This window comes from Microbispora bryophytorum (assembly GCF_043197435.1).
Taxonomy (GTDB): domain Bacteria; phylum Actinomycetota; class Actinomycetes; order Streptosporangiales; family Streptosporangiaceae; genus Microbispora; species Microbispora bryophytorum.
On record NZ_JBICTF010000001.1, the window covers coordinates 720601 to 737671 of the forward strand.

Genomic DNA, 17071 nt, shown 5'->3' on the forward strand with positions numbered 1-17071 from the left:
CGGCTCGCTGGTGCTGGTCGGCCAATACGGCGTGGCTCCGTTCCCGGAGCCGCACAGGCCCCAGTGCAGGAAGGCAACTCGCGACGCCCCCTGTTTACTTATCTGGACATACCGAAACTAGCGTGTTCACAGGGACATCCGGCCCAGAATTGATCGGATGCCGCAACCCACCATGGCTCGCCCGACGAGCGAACCGCTCCCCCAGCAGGCGCGGGCGTGCGGTCGCACACGCTCCGCGCCCGGCGGCGCATGCAGATCGTTGCCGTGGTCGGACGGCCCCAGACGCTCACACAAAAGGCGCCTGTCCGGAAATTTCCGGACAGGCGCCTTGTCGCGATGATCAGTCGTTGAGGTGCTGGCGCAGGTACGACTCGACCTGGTCGAGCGCGACCCGCTGCTGGGCCATGGTGTCCCGCTCGCGGATCGTCACGGCCTGGTCCTCCAGGGTGTCGAAGTCGACCGTGATCGCGAACGGCGTGCCGATCTCGTCCTGGCGGCGGTAGCGGCGGCCGATGGCCCCCGCGTCGTCGAAGTCCACGTTCCACCGGCGGCGCAGCCGGGCCGCGAGGTCCCGGGCCTTCGGCGACAGGTCGGCGTTGCGCGACAGCGGCAGCACCGCGACCTTGACCGGAGCGAGGCGGTGGTCGAGGCGCATCACGGTCCGCTCCTCCATCACGCCCTTGGCGTTGGGCGCCTCGTCGACCGTGTAGGCGTCGAGAAGGAAGGTCAGCGTCGCGCGGTCCACACCGGCCGCCGGCTCGATGACGTACGGCACGTAGCGCTCGCCCGACTCCTGCTCGAAGAACGACAGGTCGGTGCCGGACGCCTTGCCGTGCGCGGTGAGGTCGAAGTCGGTGCGGTTGGCGATGCCCTCCAGCTCACCCCACTCGCCGCCGGCGAAGTTGAAGCGGTACTCGATGTCCACGGTCCGCTTCGCGTAGTGGGACAGCTTCTCCTTCGGGTGCTCGTAGAGCCGGAGGTTGTCCTTGTTGATGCCGAGGTCCACGTACCAGCGCAGGCGCTCGTCGATCCAGTACTGGTGCCACTCCTCGTCCGTGCCGGGCTTGACGAAGAACTCCATCTCCATCTGCTCGAACTCGCGGGTGCGGAAGATGAAGTTGCCCGGGGTGATCTCGTTGCGGAACGACTTTCCGACCTGGCCGATGCCGAACGGGACCTTCCTGCGGGCCGACTGCTGGACGTTGAGGTAGTTGATGAAGATGCCCTGGGCGGTCTCCGGCCGCAGGTACGCCAGGCCCGACTCGTCCTCGACCGGGCCGAGGAACGTCTTCAGCAGGCCGCTGAACTGCTTGGGCTGGGTGAAGGCGCCCTTGTTGCCGCAGTTCGGGCAGGTGATGTCGGCCAGGCCGCCCGCCGGCTCACTGCCGTGCTTGGCCTCGTACGCCTCGACGAGGTGGTCGGCGCGGTAGCGCTTGTGACACGACTGGCACTCGGTGAGCGGGTCGGTGAAGGTCTCGACGTGGCCGCTGGCCTGCCAGACCTCGCGGGCGAGGATGACGCAGGAGTCGAGGCCGACGACGTCGTCGCGGCCCTGCACCATGGCCTTCCACCACTCGCGCTTCACGTTGTTCTTGAGCTCGACACCGAGGGGGCCGTAGTCCCAGGACGCCCGCAGGCCTCCGTAGATCTCGCTCGACGGAAAGACGAGCCCGCGGCGCTTGGCGAGGCTGACGATCGTTTCCAAGACGTCGGTGCGACGTGCCATCAGTGGAACTCCATCCGGCTGGGTGTCGGCGTTGAGATCGGGGTCAGCGGTGCGATGCTCGCTGAAGCGGGCGGGCCGGCCCTGCCGCGTGCCGCGGCCGCGGGACGTCCGGCCACCTGCCCGGATCCGTGCTCAAGCTTAGGGGAATCCGGCGCCCCCGCGCTCAAGCCTTGCCCACGGTCCCCGCGCTCGCCCCTTCACCCGGCAGCGCGTAGACGGCCTCGAAGGCGCTGGGCTCGTTGATCATAAGGGTCATCAGGGGATACATGACCATGCGGGCCGCCGACAGGGCGCGCCGATAGTAGCCCGCGCCCTCCCATTCGCTGACCACCGCCCACAGGGCCGGCTCGTCCACCGACCGGCCGATCTGCCCGCGCAGGTATCCCGGCTGCGCGGCAAGCAGATCGAGGATGGCGCGCGCCTGGGCGGCGAACTCGTCGGCGCGGGCGCCCGGCACCGAGTAACGGATCACGGCGAGCATGCCGCCCAGCATGCCACCCCTCGCGTACGCAGTGCCGGGGAGGGGCGGGCGGGGCAACGCGGGGAGGCGCCGCTCGGACGGCGCGACAGGGCGAACAGGCCGGGCGAACAGGCAGGGCGACGCGACAGGGCGAACGGGCCGGGCGAACAGACGGGGCGAAGATTGGCGGGATGGGCACTAGGCTCGAACGCGTGGGAAGCGAAACCGAACCGCCGCGCCGTCAGGTGCCGACCCACCCTCTGGCGAGGAAGCCTCCCGCCGGGGGGAACGCGGCGGCCCCGCGGGTGCGGCGGCCGCTGCCGCCGGGCGAGCAGTTCTTCACGCCCGGCGCCACCGGGCTGCGCGCGGCGTTCGAGCGCAGGAGCGCCGCGCCGCTGGTCTTCCTGTTCCAGCTGCCCCGCTGGGTGGTCCCTCTGGTCATGGTGGCCCTGCTGATCGCCGGGCTGGTGGTGCCCGACTGGCGTGGCGGGCTGGCCGTGCTTCCGGTGCTCGCGTTCATCGGCTGCCTGGCCTACCTGTCGTGGCCCTCGCTGCGTCCGGTGGGCCGGGTGCTGCGCGTGGCGGTCATGACGTTCCTGGTCCTCCTCGCCGCCACCCGTTTCGGCCTGATCTGACGCAGACCGACTTACTCTGGTAGGTCGTAGGGCGAAGCCGTACACAGGAGTCCTGATGACGAAGAGCCGCGACGCCGTTCACGAGATCCTCTGCCAGAGCCGGGGGTTCCGCAGCGCGCAGGACGTGTTCGCCGAGATGCGCGCGGTCGGCTCGAAGATCGGCCTGACGACCGTGTACCGAGCGCTCCAGTCCCTCTCCGACGCCGGCCGGGTCGACGTTCTGCGCACCGACGAGGGCGAGTCGGTCTACCGGGCCTGTCAGACCGACACGCATCACCACCACCTCGTGTGCCGGGAGTGCGGGCGCACCATCGAGGTGGCCGGGCCGGACGTGGAGCGCTGGGCCGAGGTCGTCGGAGCCGAGCACGGCTTCATCGACGTCACCCACACCGTGGAAATCTTCGGCACCTGTTCCTCGTGCGCGGAGGCGGCCAGGTCCCGCGCCGAGGCGGCCGGAAAGAGCTGACCCCACCCCGCGCGGGCTGCCCGAGAGGTACGCTGCCTGCGCCGCCACAGGGACCGCCGCGACAAAAGGGAGATGGCGTGCCGTTCAGCCATGACATGGTGTACTCGCTGGCGACGGTGGTGGACCTCATCAACACCGGCGCCGACGAGCCCGACGGGCTGGCCGAGGTCGGCGACCTGGAGGAGTTCGTCCGCCGGCGGGAGGTCAGCGGAGTCGAGGCGGTGACCTCGCGTGACCTCGGCGAGGTCCGGGCCCTGCGCGAGGAGTTCCACGCCGTTTTCACCGCGCCGGACCAGTCGGCGGCGGTCGGCCTGCTCAACACGCTGCTGCAGCGCACCCGCATCACGCCGCACCTCGCCGAGCACGACGGCCACCCCCTCCACGTCCACTACTTCGCGCCGGGCGCGTCGGTCGCCGAGCACCTGGCCGCCGACTGCGGCGTCGCCCTCGCGCACGTGCTCGTGGAGAACGAGCGGGATCGCCTGCGGACGTGCGCGGCCCCCGACTGCTCCAACGTCTTCGTGGACGAGTCGAGGAACCGCTCCCGCGTCTACTGCGACAGCCGCACCTGCGGGAACCGCATGCACGTCGCCGCGTATCGGGCCCGCCGCCGAGACGCCTCCTGACACCGGGCCCGCCGGCGCCGCGACTCGGCGCCGCGCCGGGGACTCGGTGCTGGGGAATCGGTGCCGTGATTCAGTGCCGAAGCTCGGTGCCGTGATTCAGCGCCGTGAGTCAGTGCCGTGATTCAGTGCCGTGCCGGAGTTCCGGGCCGACGTTCTGGGCCGCCTCGTTCGGAATGGCCCCGCCGTATCTGCGGTCGCGCTTGGCGTAGATATCGCACGCCTCCCACAGGTCGCGCCGGTCGAAGTCGGGCCACAGCTGGTTGAGGAAGACCATCTCGGCGTACGCGGACTGCCAGAGCAGGAAGTTCGAGGTGCGCTGCTCGCCGGACGAACGCAGGAACAGGTCCACGTCCGGGATCTCCGGCTCGTCCAGATAGCGGGCGAAGGTCTTCTCCGAGACCTTGTCGGCCTTGACCCGGCCCGCGGCGATGTCGCGGGCGAGCCGCACCGCCGCGTCCACGATCTCCGCGCGGCCGCCGTAGTTCACGCAGAACTGGAGGGTCAGCGTGCTGTTGCCGACCGTCATCCGCTCGGCGTCCTCAAGCTCCTTGATCACACTCTTCCAGAGCCGCCCGGGACGTCCGGCCCAGCGGACCCGTACGCCCATCGCGTTGAGCTGGTCGCGCCGCCGGCGGATGACGTCACGGTTGAACCCCATGAGGAAGCGCACCTCGTCGGGCGAGCGTCTCCAGTTCTCCGTGGAGAAGGCGTACGCCGACAGGTAGGGGACGCCGATCTCGATGGCGCCCTCGATGACGTCGAACAGCGACGCCTCGCCCATCTTGTGCCCCTCGGTCCTGGGCAGCCCGCGCGACTTGGCCCAGCGGCCGTTGCCATCCATGACGATCGCCACGTGTCGCGGCAGCAGGTCGCGCGGGATGGCGGGCGGGGTGGCTCCGGACGGGTGCGGCGAGGGAGGACGGACCATGTACCGAGGGTATTGCGTCCGAACCGGTCCTCAGGCGCGGGAGATGTGCGGATCCCGTGCGCATCGCGTGCGCATTCCGTGCGTCCCCCGCGTCACGCCGACGCACCCCCGCAGACGCACCCCGCAGACGCACCCCGCGAGGCCGGTCAGATGATCCTCGCTTCGCCTGCGGTCATCTGGCCCGGCCACTCCCGTTCCACATGACGCAGCGAGCGGATGCCGTGCTCCAGGTGCCACTGCAGGTATGCGGCGACCAGGCCGCTGCACTCGGTGCGGTGCCGGGGCTCGGAGGCGTCGGCGGCCGTCCAGTCACCGCGCAGCAGGGCGATCATCAGCGCGATCGTCTCCGCGGCGGGCACCGCGGCGCCGGCCGGGCGGCACGCGCCGCACACCACGCCGCCGGCGACGATCGCGAAGGCGCGCACGGCCTCCGCGCCGCATCGCGCGCACTCCGACAGCGCGGGGGCGTAGCCCGCGACGGCCAGTGAGCGCAGGAAGAACGCGTCGAGCACCAGCCGAGCCTCGTGACCGTCCTCGGCGAGCGTACGCAGTCCGCCCACCAGCAGCAGGAACTGCCGCAGCGCCGGCTCCTTCTCGCCCACCGTCAGCCGGTCGGCCGTCTCCAGCATCGCGGTCCCCGCGGTGTACTTGGCGTAGTCGGCCACGATCGGCCCGCCGTACGGACGCAGGGTCTCGACCTGGGTGATCACGTCGAGCGACCTGCCGCTGTGGAGTTGCAGGTCGACATGGGAGAACGGCTCCAGCCGCGCGCCGAAGCGCGACATGGTCCTGCGCACGCCCTTGGCCACGCCGCGGACCTTGCCGGTGCGCCGGGTGAGGATCGTGATGATGCGGTCGGCCTCACCCAGCTTCTGGGTGCGCAGCACGACGCCCTCGTCCCGGTAGAGGCTCACCCCGCCATCGTATGGGTGCGCGCGAGCGGTCGCCCGGCCAGTCGGTCATTCACCCCGTCGAGGAGCATGAATGGTGAAAATTCGGTAATGATCCGGCGACGATGCCGGGTGACGAACCCCACCCAAGCTGTACATCCAGGGACCGTACGGTAAACCTGGGATGCATCGGTTCAACCGAAAGGTCACTAAGCTTTGGCCTCCGGCGGACTTCCCCGCGCCGGTCAAGCCTGAGGGCCTGATCTCCCCCCGTTGCGTGAAAGGTTGCCATGACCCGCGTGGTCCTGCTGGGCGCCCCGCCCGGCCCGATCAGTCCCCCGCCGCTCGGCGGTCAGCCCGCCCTGCCCGCGGACATCACGCTGCAATCGCTGCCCGGGGCCCCCTCCGCGTACGACAGGCTGCTCGCGCAGGCCGCCGCTCTGGACCCCGAGCCGACGACGATCGCCCGGCCGGGGGACGCCGCCGCCTACCAGAGGCCGTACGGCCGGGTGGTGCAGAGCCGTGACGTCGCCGGCGACCTGCGCGCGCTGGCCGACGCGGTCGAGGGCGCCGAGGAGAACCTGCTGATCCTCCCGGCCGACTCGCTGGTGCACGACGAGCTGATCTACCAGATCACCAAGGCCAAGCGGGGGGCCATCGCACTGGTCGTCCGCCAGCAGCGCGAGGAAGTGGACGAGAACGCGCCGCCGGCGGAGGAGACGGAGGAGGTGCCGATCGAGGAGGCGGAGCCCGAGATCGGCGAAAAGGTCATCGAGGGGCTTCCCCAGCGCACGCGCATCGGCCGGAGCCGGATCGTCTCGGTCGGCACCGCCTACCACGCGGTGACCCGGCCGAACGCGGCACTGCTCGGGCCGCTCCACCTCCACCAGCGGCACCTGCCGACCCTCGCCGAGGTCGCCCGCGAACTGGCGGACATGGCCCACCTGTTCGGCCCCGAGGACGACGTGACCGAGCTTCTCGTGCTCGGCCTGATCCGCCGCGGTGTGTCGGTGGGCCGGCGGGGCCGCCGTGACCTGTTCTTCCGCCGCATCCGCAGCCAGGCCGAGGCCGACGAGGCGCTGGCGGAGATGGCGGGGTACAACGAGGACCGGGCCCGGCTGAACAACGCCGTGAAGGGCGCCGACGGCTTCTTCACCACGTTCTTCGTCAGCACCTACTCGCGCTTCATCGCCCGCTGGGCGGCCCGCCGCGGGCTCACGCCCAACCAGGTGACGCTGATCTCGATCGCCCTCGGTCTGCTGTCGGCCGGCGCGTTCGCCACCGGCACCCGCTGGGGGGCGGTGGCCGGGGCGGTGCTCATCTACTTCGCGTTCGTCTTCGACTGCGTGGACGGCCAGGTCGCCCGCTACGCGCGCAAGTTCGGCGTGCTCGGCGCCTGGCTGGACGCCACGTTCGACCGGTTCAAGGAATACGCCGTCTTCGTCGGCCTGGCGGTCGGCGCGACGGTGTCCGGGCAGTTCGGCGACGGTGAGGGCGTCTGGACGCTGGCGCTGGTCGCGGTCGCCCTCCAGTCGGTCAAGCATCTGCTGGACTTCTCGTTCGGCGCGGCCAACAGGCGCAAGGCGCCCGTGCCGCTGCCGACGCTGGACCTGACGGTCGCCGACGACCGTCCGTTGCGGGAGGCGCTGGAGCAGCGCAGGGCGAGCCGGAACACCGGCGTGCGCGGGCTGCTGAAGCTCTGGACCAAGGCCGGCAAGTTCCGCCTGGTCCACTGGGCCCGCAAGATGATCGTGTTCCCCATCGGCGAGCGCTTCGCCGCGATCGCGATCACCGCCGCGTTCTTCAACCCCCGGGTGACGTTCCTCACGCTGATCGTCTGGGGCGGAATCGCGGCCACCTACACCCTCACCGGACGTCTCCTGAGGTCGCTCGCATGATCACTCAGCCGCAGACCATCACGCCACTGCCTGACCCGGACGAGGAGCGCCGCCGCGTCCAGACCGCGCGCCTGCTCGCCTACCGCGACGACGGCCCGCTCGCCGGTGCGCTGAAGGGCTCCCTGGGCCGGCTGCTGCCGCCCGTGCCCGCGACCGTGGTGGCGCTGATCGCGATCGTGGCGCTGGCCGTCGCCGGCACCCTCACCGACGGCCCGATCCTGTTCGTGCCCGTCGCCGTGCTGCTCGTGCTGGTCCTGCCCACCGCCGGCCGCGACCACCTGGGCCGCTTCGACTGGCTCACTCCCCCGCTGCTGCGTGCGGCCGAGTTCGGGACGATCATCCTGCTCGGGCTGGCCGAGGACACGCCCAAGTGGCTGCTGTTCGTGCTGCTCTACGTGATCGGTTACCACACGTACGACACCGTCTACCGCACCCGGCAGGGCATCTGGCCCCCTGCCTGGCTGTACCAGGCTGGGCTGGGCTGGGAGGTCCGCCTGCTGATCCTGGGGGTGGGCGCCGCCGCCGGATGGCTGACCCCCGTGGCGGCCGTCCTCACGGCGTACCTGCTGGTGCTGTTCGCGATCGAGAGCATCACGAGCTGGGTCCGGCTGGACAAGGCCTCCGCGCAGGCCCAGGCCGACCAGGATCTGGAGCAGTCGCCCGAGGAGGCCGCCGAGCAGGTCACCGGCGAGGCCGAGCAGGGCTGAGCCGGGCTGAGCCGGGCGCGCCGCGTCAGGCCCCGCGCTGCGGCAGGACCGCCACCGCTGTCTTCGCGACGCCGAACGCGATGACAGTGGTGGCGCACTCCGGCCAGCAGGCGCTCGCTCCGCCCGCGCCCGGCCGGCGACGGATCGGGGGCCCGTCACGAGGCGCGCGAGGTGTCGAACAGCGCCCAGACCACTTTGCCGCCGCCACCCCGGGTGAGGATCCAGCCCCACGCCGCGGTCAATGCCTCGACCAGGTGCAGCCCCCGGCCCGACTCCGACAGATCGTTCCAGGGCGAGACCGCGGGCACCCGCTCGCTGGCGTCGCTCACGCCGCAGCCGATATGAAACCGGTGCTTCACCAGCCTCAGCCGGATCGGCGGGGCGTCCGCGGGGTCACCGGGAACGTGCCGCAACGCGTTGGTCACCAACTCGGACACCACAATCTGCACGTCCGGCACGAGGCCGGGGACGCCCCAGCCGCACAACGTCCTGGCGGTGAAGTCACGTGCCGCGGCGGCGGACGCGGCCCGCCCCTGAAAGGTGCACGTGGCCGGCGGAGGCAGGGACGAACCGGCGACGTCGTCCCGCTCGAACATCGAGGTCAACCACGGAGGCGCTGTCGCGGCTCCCGGGCCCGCCAGGTCTGCTGTCATCGCCGATCCCTCAGGTCTCACTCATTACATGATGTGAATTTCCCTGCCGTCGTGTATCTTGCCCTGTGCCTTGCGGATGCAAGCACGCGTGCACGTGCAAATGTCGCGCGTCCCCCGACTTTCCGTGGAAGTTCCCAGAAAAGACGGCCTCCCCCCGGTCCGGTAGGATGATCAATCCGATTGGTTCACCAGGAATCCTTCCGGGAGCGCCGCCAATGGAGCGATCGTGAACGCACAGGCGGACCACACCGCCCCCGTACCCGCCGGGACCGCGCGCGGCGGCCCGACGGCCCTGCGACTCCTGCTCGGGGCCCAGCTCAGGCGGCTGCGCCGGGAGAGCGGCATCACCCCGGAGAAGGCGGCCCGTGCCATCCGCGGGTCGCACGCCAAGATCAGCAGGCTCGAGCTCGGCCGGGTCGGCTTCAAGGAGCGGGACGTCGCCGACCTGCTCACCCTCTACGGCCTCACCGACCCCGACGACCGTGCCGTGCTGCTCGACCTGGCGCGGCAGGCGAACATCCCCGGCTGGTGGCACAAGTACAGCGACGTGCTGCCGGGCTGGTTCGAGTTCTACGTCGGGCTGGAGGAGGCGGCGTCCGTCATCCGCTGCTATGAGCTGCAGTTCGTGCCCACGCTGCTGCAGACGCCCGAGTACGCGCGGGCCCTCGTCCTGCGGAGCAACGCGGGCCGGTCCTCCGACGACGTCGACCGGCGCGTGGACCTGCGGATGCGTCGGCAGGAGCGGCTGACCGGGCCCGAGGCGGCGACCCTGTGGGCCGTGATGGACGAGGGGGCGCTGCGCCGTCCGATCGGCGGCCGGAAGGTGATGCGGGCCCAGCTGGAACACCTCGTCGAGGTGACGAAGCAGCCGAACATCACGCTGCAGATCGTGCCGTTCGACCACGGCGGGCACGCCACGTGCGGAGGGCCCTTCACGATCCTGCGCTTCGAAGCGCCCGAGCTGCCCGACGTCGTCTACCTGGAGCAGCTCACCAGCGCCCTCTATCTGGACAAGCCCGAGGACACCGAGGCGTACACGCAGGTGATGAACGCGGTGTGTGTGGACGCCCGACCGGCCACGCAGACCGGCGCGTTCCTGGAGACGCTGCTCGCCGACCTCGGGTGAGCTACCTCCTGGAGAAGAACGCCTGGCAGGTCTCGGCGAAGGCGACCGCCCGGGCGGTGGGCCGCACGCCGCGCACCGAGGCGAGCACGACGTCGAGCGTGGGCACGTCGTCGCTGATCGGGACGCACGCGACCCGGCCGCCGTCGTAGGTCTGGTCGTTGTCGGCCCGCTGGTTGAGTATCGAGTAGCCGTGCCCGCCCGCCACCAGCGAGCGCGCCGTCTCGTAGCTCGACGTGCGGAACCGCACGCGCGGCTCGGTGGGGTAGATGGCCCGGAAGTAGTCACGGCTGCGCGGCAGGTCCAGCAGGATCATCGGCTCGCCCGCCAGGTCCGTCAGCGACACCGCCTCCGCCCGGGCCAGGGGATGCTCAGGCGGCAGCAACGCGTACGGCCTGGCCCGGGTGAGCGTCCGGATGTCGAGGTCGAGGGCGAGGTCGATGGCGTAGACGAGCGCGACCTCGCACCGCCCGTCGAGCAGGGCCGACTCCATGGCGGATATCTCGCCCTCCGCGACGCTGACCCGCACCCCGGGATACTTCTCGGCGAACTCGCGCAGCAGCCGGGACAGGTAGAACGGCGCGAGCGTGGTCAGGCAGCCGACGGCGAGCTCACCGGTCAGCGATCCCGCGAGGCCGCGCGCCGACTGGGCGAGCGCCGCGGCGTGGGACAGGAACTCCCTGGCCTCGACGAGGAAGCGCTCGCCCGCGCGGGTCAGCGACAGGCCGCGGGCGTGGTGGCGGATCAGGAGCTGGACGCCCAGCTCCCGCTCCACCTGGGCGATGGCGGCCGAGATCGCCGACTGCGCCACCATGAGTTCCCTGCTGGCCGCGGTCATGCTGCCGAGCTCGGCCGCGGTTACGAAGTAACGCAGCTGGACGAGGGTGAAGTTGACGTCCGCCACGCACCCATTGTGACCGTCCCCGTGTCCGGCGGCCCCCGCAAACGGGTATCAACTTCGAATGCCTTTTCCTACCCCTGATCAGGCGTTTTCCTTTTGGAAACGCCTGGTGCCCAGGGTAACGCCCAGGACGGCGAAGGCCAGGGACACGATGACCCCCCACAACAGGGCCGGCGAGGCGTAGGAACCGGCGAAAAGCGCGCGCAGCCCCTCGACCGCGTAGCGGAACGGCGTGAGCCGCGACACCACGTCGAGCCAGGCGGGGGCGAGCGACATCGGCAGCAGTGCGCCCGACAGCAGCATCAGGGGGACCACCAGCGTGGACATCACGGGCGCGAACAGCTCCTGTCGCAGCGTGAGAGCCGCCGTGTACGACAGCGACGCCATGCCGACCGACAGCACGGTGGTCAGCAGCAGCGCCGTCAGCACCCCGGCGAACGGCGCCCGCAGGCCCAGCGCGTACGCGGCCACGATGATGGCCACCGCCTGGACCAGCAGCACGACGCTGTCCCTGAGCACCCGGCCGAGCAGCAGCGTCACCCTGCTCACCGGCGTGACCCGCAGCCGTTCGAGCACGCCGAACCGCTGGTCGAAGACGATGCTGAAGCCCGACATTCCCGCGCTTGTCAGCCCGAGCTGCACCAGCAGGCCGGGCACGAGGACGGCCCACGAGCCCACGCCGCTCCGGTCGAACAGCGGGCCGAACAACACGAGGTAGAGGAACGGCTGCAGGGCGCTGAAGACCAAGCCGAACTTGCTGCCGAAGGAGACACGCAGGTAATGCCCCGTCAGGGCGGCGAGGGCGGTCATGCGGCGGCCCCCTCGCGCAGCTCGCGGCCGGTGACGGCGAGGAAGACGTCGTCGAGCGTGCGCGCGCCGTGCTCGGACTTCAGCTCGTCCGGGGTGCCCTCGGCGACGATCCTGCCGTGATCGATGATCAGGACGCGGTCGCAGAGTGCGTCGGCCTCCTCCAGGTAGTGGGTCGTGAGGAAGACCGTCAGGCCGTCCCGCTCGCGCAGCCGCCGCACGTGCTCCCACAGGTTGGCGCGGCTCTGCGGGTCGAGCCCGGTCGTGGGCTCGTCGAGGAAGAGCAGCTCGGGCCGGTGGAGCAGGCCGATCGCGATGTCCAGCCGGCGCTTCTGGCCGCCCGACATCGTGGCCGTCGTACGCTCCTCGACCTCAGGCAGGTCCAGCTCGGCGAGCAGGGTGGCCACCCGTTCGCGGGCCTGCTGTCTGTTCAGGCCGTACAGACGGGCCTGAAGCACGAGCTCCTGCCCCACGGGGGAGAACGGCGCGAACGCGCCGCCCTGGGCGACGTAGCCGATGCGGCGGCGTACGGCCGTGGGGTCGGCGAACAGGTCGGCGCCGGCGACCGTGGCGGTGCCGGACGTGGGGCGCAGCAGCGTGGTCAGCATGCGCAGCGTGGTGGTCTTGCCCGCGCCGTTCGGTCCGAGGAAGCCGACGATCTCCCCCGCGGAGACGTCGAGATCGATCCCCCGGACGGCCTCGACCGGGCCGAAGGTCTTGGTGAGCCCTCTGGCATGAATCATGCCGGGTAGAGTAACACCAAATTTGGTGTCACTTAAAGTTTGTGCTCGCCCTTACAATCGAGGCGTGGAAGAGGGCCTGCGGGAGCGGAAGAAGCGGGAGACCCGGCAGCGGATCGCCGACGTGGCGATGGGGCTGTTCCTGCAACGCGGGTTCGACAACGTCACGGTGGCCGAGGTGGCCAGAGCCGCCGACGTGTCGGTCAACACGGTGTTCAACTACTTCCGCACCAAGGAGGACCTGTTCCTCGACCGCGGCGAGGAGAGCGAGGACATGCTGGCCCGGGCCGTGCGCGAGCGCCGCGCGGGCGAGACGGCGGTCGAGGCGGTGCGGCGCGACTTCTTCGAGGCCCTCGACGCCGGCGACTGGCGTTACGGGATGAGCGAGGGCCTGGACCTGTTCACGCAGCGGGTGCGGGAAAGCCTGGCGCTCCAGTCACGGGTGCGCATGCTCGATGTCAACCGGGAGGACCGGCTGGCCCGGACGCTCGCCGAGGAGACCGACGCCGATCCCGACGACCTGACCCCCCGTCTGGTGGCGGCGCAGATCTGCGCCGCCGTCCGCACGCTGACCCGCCACTTCGCCATGCGGCAGACGGCGGGCGAGGACGCGGCGCTGATCAGGGCGGACGTCAGGGAGCACGCCGAGCGCGCCTTCGACCTCCTGGAGCGCGGGGTCGGCGGCTACTGCCCGCGGCCCGAGCCGGGAACGCTCAGCCTCCCGCGAGCCGCCGAGCGCTCCACACCAGCGCCTCGGTGATGCGGGCCTGCGACAGGCCCAAGGTGTGCCGCTGGAACTGGTAGACCTCGGGCGCGAGCGGCGCCAGCGCGGCGTCCGCCATCCCCTCCGGGTCCGGCACCCGCGCCTCGGTCATCAGCATCCGCACGTGCGCGCGCCAGAAGCGGTAGGCGCCGGTGCCGAACCGCGCGCTCCCGATCTCGGCTCCCAGCACGAGGTGCAGGTGACGCTCCAGTAGGTCGATCATGGCGACATAGAACGCGGCCAGCCGGTCGGCCGGGCAGGCCCCCGGGCCGAGCGGCGGCGGGCCGTTCAGGATGTGTCCCTGCACCTGCCGCTCGTGCTCGTCGAGGAGAGCCGTCGCAATCGACGCGGGGTCCGGATAGCGCCGGTAGAGCGTGGCCCGTCCCACCCCCGCCGCCTTGGCGATCTCGTCCATCGTGACGTGCCGCGCGTCCCTCGTCGCGAAGAGCTGTTCGGCCGCCTTCAGCACGCGCATGCGGTTGCGCGCGGCGTCGGCCCGTTCCCGTACCGGCGCCGGGGGACCCGGTTCGAGGTCGAGCACGGGCAGTTCCCGGCCGGCGCCGGCCGGGATGGTCCCCTCCGACGGAACGCGGCCGTTCCTCCGATTCCCGCCGGGATCCATCAACCCGTTGGCCATGAGGCCATGGTAGCCCCCTGCCAGAACTATGTGGACATCGCGTCCACTTTGTCTTACGCTCATCCGGACACCATGTCCGGTTCTGATCCGGCTTCTCGAAATCCGGTTCTCTAGAAGAGGGATCGCGATGCATGCCCTGTTCCTCGCCTCGGCGCTGCTGGTCGGCTGCTTACTAGCAGTGCAAGCCTCGGTGAATCTCCAGCTCAACAAGGCCGTGGGGACGCCGTACGGCGCCTCGACCCTGCAGTTGGGCGTGGCGACGGCCCTGCTGGCCCTCCTCGCGGTCGCCGTCGGCGCGATCGGCGCGGTCCGCTTCGTTCCCGGCGTACCCCTCTGGCACCTGCTCGGGGGTCTGGCCAGCCCGCTCTACATCACCAGCGGGATCCTGCTCTTCCCCCGCCTCGGCGCGCTGGCCGCGGCGGGCCTGTTCGTGACCGGCCAGATGTTCGCGTCGCTGGGGCTCGACCTGTTCGGCCTGTTCGGCATCACGCGCAAGCCGCTCAGCGTCGGCATCGCGCTCGGCGCGCTCGCGGTCCTCGCCGGCATCACGGTCATCATCCGGGGACAGCGCCCGGCCCAGTCGCCGCCCGCGGCGGGACCGGCGCCCGGCGGCGCGGCCGGCACGGCCGCCCGTGGCGGGACGGCCACCGTCACCGCCGCGGCGCCTGCGGCCGTACGCAGCAGCGGGAGCCTCGGCCAGAGCGGCTGGATCCTGCTGGGCATCGTGGCCGGTGCGGTCCTGCCGGTGCAGGGAGCGGTCAACGCCGAGCTGCGCAAGGACATCCACGAGCCGGTGACCACCGCGATGATCAGCTTCATCGTGGCCACGATCACCATCGCCGTGGTGCTGCTCGTCCTGCTGGCGACGCGCCGCACCCCCCGGCCGCAGCTCGGCGGGCTGCGCACGATGCCCTGGTGGGGCTGGCTCGGCGGCGCCTGCGCCGCGGCGTACGTCACCGCGACCTTCACGCTCATCCCGACGATCGGCGCCGCCACCACCGTGGCGCTGACCGTGACCGGCCAGCAGGTCGCCTCGGCGGTGATCGACAACTACGGCTTCCTGCGACTGCCCCGCCGCCCGCTCAACGCGCCGCGCCTGTCCGGTCTCGCCCTGCTCATCGTCGGCTCGGTGCTGGTCCAGCTCACCTGATTCACCTCACCTGAGTCAGCTCTCCGCGGAAAGGACCCCCCTCCATGACCTCCTATCTGCGCAACTCATATGAGGCGACACCCGGCATCACCACGCTGCCGTCGTCCCTCCCGATCAACGGCGCCGGCCTGCTGCCGGTGAACGCCTACCTGATCCGCGGCCCGCAGCCGATCCTCGTCGACACCGGCATGGCGATCGACCGCGGCTACTTCGAGCAGGCCCTGTGGTCCCTGGTCGACCCGGCCGACCTGCGCTGGATCGTGCTCACGCACGACGACAGGGACCACGCGGGCAACCTCAAGGAAGTCCTCATGGCGGCGCCGCAGGCCAAGGTCATCACGAACGGCCTGGCCGTCGCGCGGCTCGGCGAGGAGTGGGACGTGCCCCCGAACCGCGTCCTGCAGGTCAACCCCGGCCGCACGCTCGACCTGGGGGGCAGGATCGTCTCCCTGCTGCGCCCGCCCGCCTACGACTCCCCCTCAACTCTCGCCCTCTACGATCACGCCACCCGTTCGCTGTTCAGCGCGGACAGCTTCGGCGCGATCCTGCCGACACTGGCGGAGGACGCCCAGGACATCCCGGAGAGCGACTACCTCGCCGGGATGGCCCTGTTCACCAGGGCCAACGCCCCCTGGACCGCACTGGCCGACCCGGCCAAGTTCGACATCGTGCTCGACGACCTGCTCCGGCTCGCCCCCCGGCACATCCTCAGCTCACACGGCGCCACCGTCGTGGAGGGCACCGAGACGCTCGTGAAGACGCTGCGTGAGGTGCCGTCCATGACCCCGTGGCTGCCGGATGAGGACGTGCTGGTGGAGGCCGTGCTCGCCAAGCACGAGGGGGCGACGCTCAGCGCCGGCGCGGCCTGAGCGACACGAGGCACGACACAAGGAGAACGTCGATGACGACGACACTGACCCCGGAACCCGGCACCATCGTTATCTTCTCGGATATCTGGTGCTCCTTCGCGCACATAGCCGTACACCGGCTCCACAGGACCCGGGAGCGGCTGGGCCTGACCGACCGGGTCCGGTTCGACCACCGCGCCTTCCCGCTGGAGCTCCTCAACGACGCGCCCAGTCCCCGGCCGGGGACCGACAGCGAGGTGGGCCGGATGGCCGCGCTGGAGCCCGACGCGGGGTGGCAGCTGTGGCAGGCGAAGGACTGGCTCTACCCGTCCACCACGCTGCCCGCGCTGGAGGCCGTCCAGGCGGCCAAGGAGCAGGGATTCACGGCGTCGGAGCAGCTCGACCTGGCGCTGCGGAAGGCATTCTGGGCCGAGTCCCGGTGCATCAGCCATCGCAAGGTCATCCTGGACGCCGCCGCGTCCACCGGCGTGGTGGACGTGGACGCCCTGGCGGCCGCGCTCGACGACGGCCGGGCACGCAGGACGCTGTCCGAACAGGCCGCCATCTCGGCGACCGACCGGGTGAACTGCAGCCCGCACCTGTTCCTGCCGGACGGCACCGACCACCCCAACCCCGGAATCGAGGTCGGCTGGGTGGGTTCGTACGGCATCGGCTGGCCCGTCGTCTCCTCCGACGATCCGAGCGTGTACGAGGACATCCTCAAGCGCGCGGCCGCCTGACCGAAGCCCTCTCCCGGGGATACAGAACACCTCTCTTCCGAAAACACAGAACACCCCTCTACTGGGGCACAGAGCATCGCGGGGGCACATAGCAGCCTTATTCCCGACGTATGAAACGGTCCTCTCATGGGGGCACAGACGCCGGCGGACCCGGACGGCCCGCCGGCGCAGCACGCGACCGGTTTTTTCGTCGGCGCGCGCCGGGACGTCGACGCGCGCCGATTCTTTATGGACGACCCCCATTACCGAGATATTCAACGCGAATTTCCATTACTCACAGTCAGCGTCCGATGACGCCGAACCGAAGCAATTCCGGAAATCCAGAAAGATTGATTTCCCGTCTCACCGTTGACTCCACTGTGAGTGAGAACGT

General features: G+C 70.7%; 18 protein-coding genes and 1 pseudogene. 10 read left to right on the top strand and 9 right to left on the bottom strand.

The annotated features are described in order from the left end of the window. Nucleotides 1-340 precede the first annotated feature (340 nt). Together ACGFIB_RS03355 and ACGFIB_RS03360 are read right to left on the bottom strand one after the other, a co-directional pair. A complete protein-coding gene (locus ACGFIB_RS03355; RefSeq protein ID WP_357156955.1) occupies nt 341-1726 on the bottom strand; it encodes a glycine--tRNA ligase in 1386 nt (461 codons plus the stop codon). A gap of 163 nt (nt 1727-1889) precedes the next feature. After that, the gene (locus ACGFIB_RS03360) at nt 1890-2207 is read right to left on the bottom strand and encodes an antibiotic biosynthesis monooxygenase family protein (protein ID WP_357246657.1); all 318 of its coding nucleotides are present in this window, start codon (nt 2205-2207) and stop codon (nt 1890-1892) included. 191 nt (nt 2208-2398) lie between these two features. Here ACGFIB_RS03360 and ACGFIB_RS03365 point away from each other — a divergent pair, with 191 nt between their 5' ends. From ACGFIB_RS03365 to ACGFIB_RS03375, 3 genes are all read left to right on the top strand, one after another. Beyond that, the gene (locus tag ACGFIB_RS03365) at nt 2399-2821 is read left to right on the top strand and encodes a DUF6703 family protein (protein ID WP_357246654.1); all 423 of its coding nucleotides are present in this window, start codon (nt 2399-2401) and stop codon (nt 2819-2821) included. 55 nt (nt 2822-2876) lie between these two features. Continuing rightward, entirely contained in the window at nt 2877-3287 is a 411-nt protein-coding gene (locus tag ACGFIB_RS03370) for a Fur family transcriptional regulator (RefSeq protein WP_142568245.1), read from the top strand. A 77-nt stretch (nt 3288-3364) separates the two neighbouring features. Next, a complete protein-coding gene (locus ACGFIB_RS03375) occupies nt 3365-3913 on the top strand; it encodes a CGNR zinc finger domain-containing protein (RefSeq protein WP_142568244.1) in 549 nt (182 codons plus the stop codon). Nucleotides 3914-4022: 109 nt separating this feature from the next. Here the strand turns inward: ACGFIB_RS03375 and ACGFIB_RS03380 are convergent, their stop codons facing one another. Together ACGFIB_RS03380 and recO are read right to left on the bottom strand one after the other, a co-directional pair. Beyond that, entirely contained in the window at nt 4023-4841 is an 819-nt protein-coding gene (locus ACGFIB_RS03380; RefSeq protein WP_142568243.1) for an isoprenyl transferase, read from the bottom strand. Between the two features lie 146 nt (nt 4842-4987). Beyond that, nucleotides 4988-5755: a DNA repair protein RecO gene (recO, locus tag ACGFIB_RS03385; RefSeq protein WP_393368148.1), complete on the bottom strand. Its 768-nt coding sequence runs from the start codon at nt 5753-5755 to the stop codon at nt 4988-4990. 266 nt (nt 5756-6021) lie between these two features. On the opposite strand from recO, the gene ACGFIB_RS03390 reads away from it, so the two are divergent. Both ACGFIB_RS03390 and ACGFIB_RS03395 read left to right on the top strand, forming a co-directional pair. Beyond that, nucleotides 6022-7629: a CDP-alcohol phosphatidyltransferase family protein gene (locus tag ACGFIB_RS03390; protein ID WP_142568241.1), complete on the top strand. Its 1608-nt coding sequence runs from the start codon at nt 6022-6024 to the stop codon at nt 7627-7629. Further along, complete coding sequence (locus ACGFIB_RS03395; protein ID WP_142568240.1) at nt 7626-8336, top strand: DUF5941 domain-containing protein; 711 nt, start codon at nt 7626-7628, stop codon at nt 8334-8336. The genes ACGFIB_RS03390 and ACGFIB_RS03395 overlap by 4 nt, the downstream gene beginning before the upstream one ends. 155 nt (nt 8337-8491) lie before the next feature. Here the strand turns inward: ACGFIB_RS03395 and ACGFIB_RS03400 are convergent, their stop codons facing one another. Continuing rightward, nucleotides 8492-8989 (bottom strand): ATP-binding protein, encoded by a 498-nt coding sequence (locus ACGFIB_RS03400; protein ID WP_142568239.1) that lies wholly within the window; start codon nt 8987-8989, stop codon nt 8492-8494. A 226-nt stretch (nt 8990-9215) separates the two neighbouring features. On the opposite strand from ACGFIB_RS03400, the gene ACGFIB_RS03405 reads away from it, so the two are divergent. Then, nucleotides 9216-10115, top strand: coding sequence for a helix-turn-helix domain-containing protein (locus tag ACGFIB_RS03405; RefSeq protein ID WP_357246648.1), 900 nt, complete (start codon nt 9216-9218; stop codon nt 10113-10115). A gap of 1 nt (nt 10116) precedes the next feature. On the opposite strand, the gene ACGFIB_RS03410 is transcribed toward ACGFIB_RS03405, so the two are convergent. The 3 genes and pseudogenes from ACGFIB_RS03410 to ACGFIB_RS03420 all read right to left on the bottom strand — a co-directional run. Further along, nucleotides 10117-11016 (bottom strand): LysR substrate-binding domain-containing protein, encoded by a 900-nt coding sequence (locus ACGFIB_RS03410; protein ID WP_142568237.1) that lies wholly within the window; start codon nt 11014-11016, stop codon nt 10117-10119. 78 nt (nt 11017-11094) lie between these two features. Continuing rightward, on the bottom strand, nt 11095-11823 hold the full coding sequence (locus ACGFIB_RS03415) for an ABC transporter permease (RefSeq protein ID WP_357246645.1): 729 nt from the start codon (nt 11821-11823) through the stop codon (nt 11095-11097). Nucleotides 11824-11894: 71 nt separating this feature from the next. Next, a pseudogene (locus ACGFIB_RS03420) lies at nt 11895-12563 on the bottom strand (ABC transporter ATP-binding protein); the annotation flags it as partial. 64 nt (nt 12564-12627) lie between these two features. On the opposite strand from ACGFIB_RS03420, the gene ACGFIB_RS03425 reads away from it, so the two are divergent. After that, entirely contained in the window at nt 12628-13320 is a 693-nt protein-coding gene (locus ACGFIB_RS03425; RefSeq protein ID WP_357257639.1) for a TetR/AcrR family transcriptional regulator, read from the top strand. On the opposite strand, the gene ACGFIB_RS03430 is transcribed toward ACGFIB_RS03425, so the two are convergent. Continuing rightward, a complete protein-coding gene (locus tag ACGFIB_RS03430) occupies nt 13274-13960 on the bottom strand; it encodes a TetR/AcrR family transcriptional regulator (RefSeq protein ID WP_223852728.1) in 687 nt (228 codons plus the stop codon). The genes ACGFIB_RS03425 and ACGFIB_RS03430 overlap by 47 nt on opposite strands. A gap of 127 nt (nt 13961-14087) precedes the next feature. On the opposite strand from ACGFIB_RS03430, the gene ACGFIB_RS03435 reads away from it, so the two are divergent. The 3 genes from ACGFIB_RS03435 to ACGFIB_RS03445 are packed head-to-tail and all read left to right on the top strand — an operon-like array spanning nt 14088 to nt 16698. Beyond that, on the top strand, nt 14088-15110 hold the full coding sequence (locus tag ACGFIB_RS03435; protein WP_357246636.1) for a DMT family transporter: 1023 nt from the start codon (nt 14088-14090) through the stop codon (nt 15108-15110). Between the two features lie 44 nt (nt 15111-15154). Next, nucleotides 15155-15979 (top strand): MBL fold metallo-hydrolase, encoded by an 825-nt coding sequence (locus ACGFIB_RS03440; RefSeq protein ID WP_142568232.1) that lies wholly within the window; start codon nt 15155-15157, stop codon nt 15977-15979. A gap of 32 nt (nt 15980-16011) precedes the next feature. Beyond that, entirely contained in the window at nt 16012-16698 is a 687-nt protein-coding gene (locus ACGFIB_RS03445; protein ID WP_142568231.1) for a DsbA family oxidoreductase, read from the top strand. Nucleotides 16699-17071: the final 373 nt, after the last annotated feature.

What these genes read in the sequence shown, in the direction of transcription:
- ACGFIB_RS03435 (WP_357246636.1), top strand. Translation starts at nt 14,088, where the DNA reads ATGCATGCCCTGTTCCTCGCCTCGGCGCTGCTGGTCGGCTGCTTACTA.
- ACGFIB_RS03370 (WP_142568245.1), top strand. Translation starts at nt 2,877, where the DNA reads ATGACGAAGAGCCGCGACGCCGTTCACGAGATCCTCTGCCAGAGCCGG.
- ACGFIB_RS03360 (WP_357246657.1), bottom strand. Translation starts at nt 2,207, where the DNA reads ATGCTCGCCGTGATCCGTTACTCGGTGCCGGGCGCCCGCGCCGACGAG.
- ACGFIB_RS03430 (WP_223852728.1), bottom strand. Translation starts at nt 13,960, where the DNA reads ATGGCCAACGGGTTGATGGATCCCGGCGGGAATCGGAGGAACGGCCGC.
- ACGFIB_RS03390 (WP_142568241.1), top strand. Translation starts at nt 6,022, where the DNA reads ATGACCCGCGTGGTCCTGCTGGGCGCCCCGCCCGGCCCGATCAGTCCC.
- ACGFIB_RS03400 (WP_142568239.1), bottom strand. Translation starts at nt 8,989, where the DNA reads ATGACAGCAGACCTGGCGGGCCCGGGAGCCGCGACAGCGCCTCCGTGG.
- ACGFIB_RS03395 (WP_142568240.1), top strand. Translation starts at nt 7,626, where the DNA reads ATGATCACTCAGCCGCAGACCATCACGCCACTGCCTGACCCGGACGAG.
- ACGFIB_RS03355 (WP_357156955.1), bottom strand. Translation starts at nt 1,726, where the DNA reads ATGGCACGTCGCACCGACGTCTTGGAAACGATCGTCAGCCTCGCCAAG.
- ACGFIB_RS03440 (WP_142568232.1), top strand. Translation starts at nt 15,155, where the DNA reads ATGACCTCCTATCTGCGCAACTCATATGAGGCGACACCCGGCATCACC.
- ACGFIB_RS03445 (WP_142568231.1), top strand. Translation starts at nt 16,012, where the DNA reads ATGACGACGACACTGACCCCGGAACCCGGCACCATCGTTATCTTCTCG.
- ACGFIB_RS03415 (WP_357246645.1), bottom strand. Translation starts at nt 11,823, where the DNA reads ATGACCGCCCTCGCCGCCCTGACGGGGCATTACCTGCGTGTCTCCTTC.
- ACGFIB_RS03380 (WP_142568243.1), bottom strand. Translation starts at nt 4,841, where the DNA reads ATGGTCCGTCCTCCCTCGCCGCACCCGTCCGGAGCCACCCCGCCCGCC.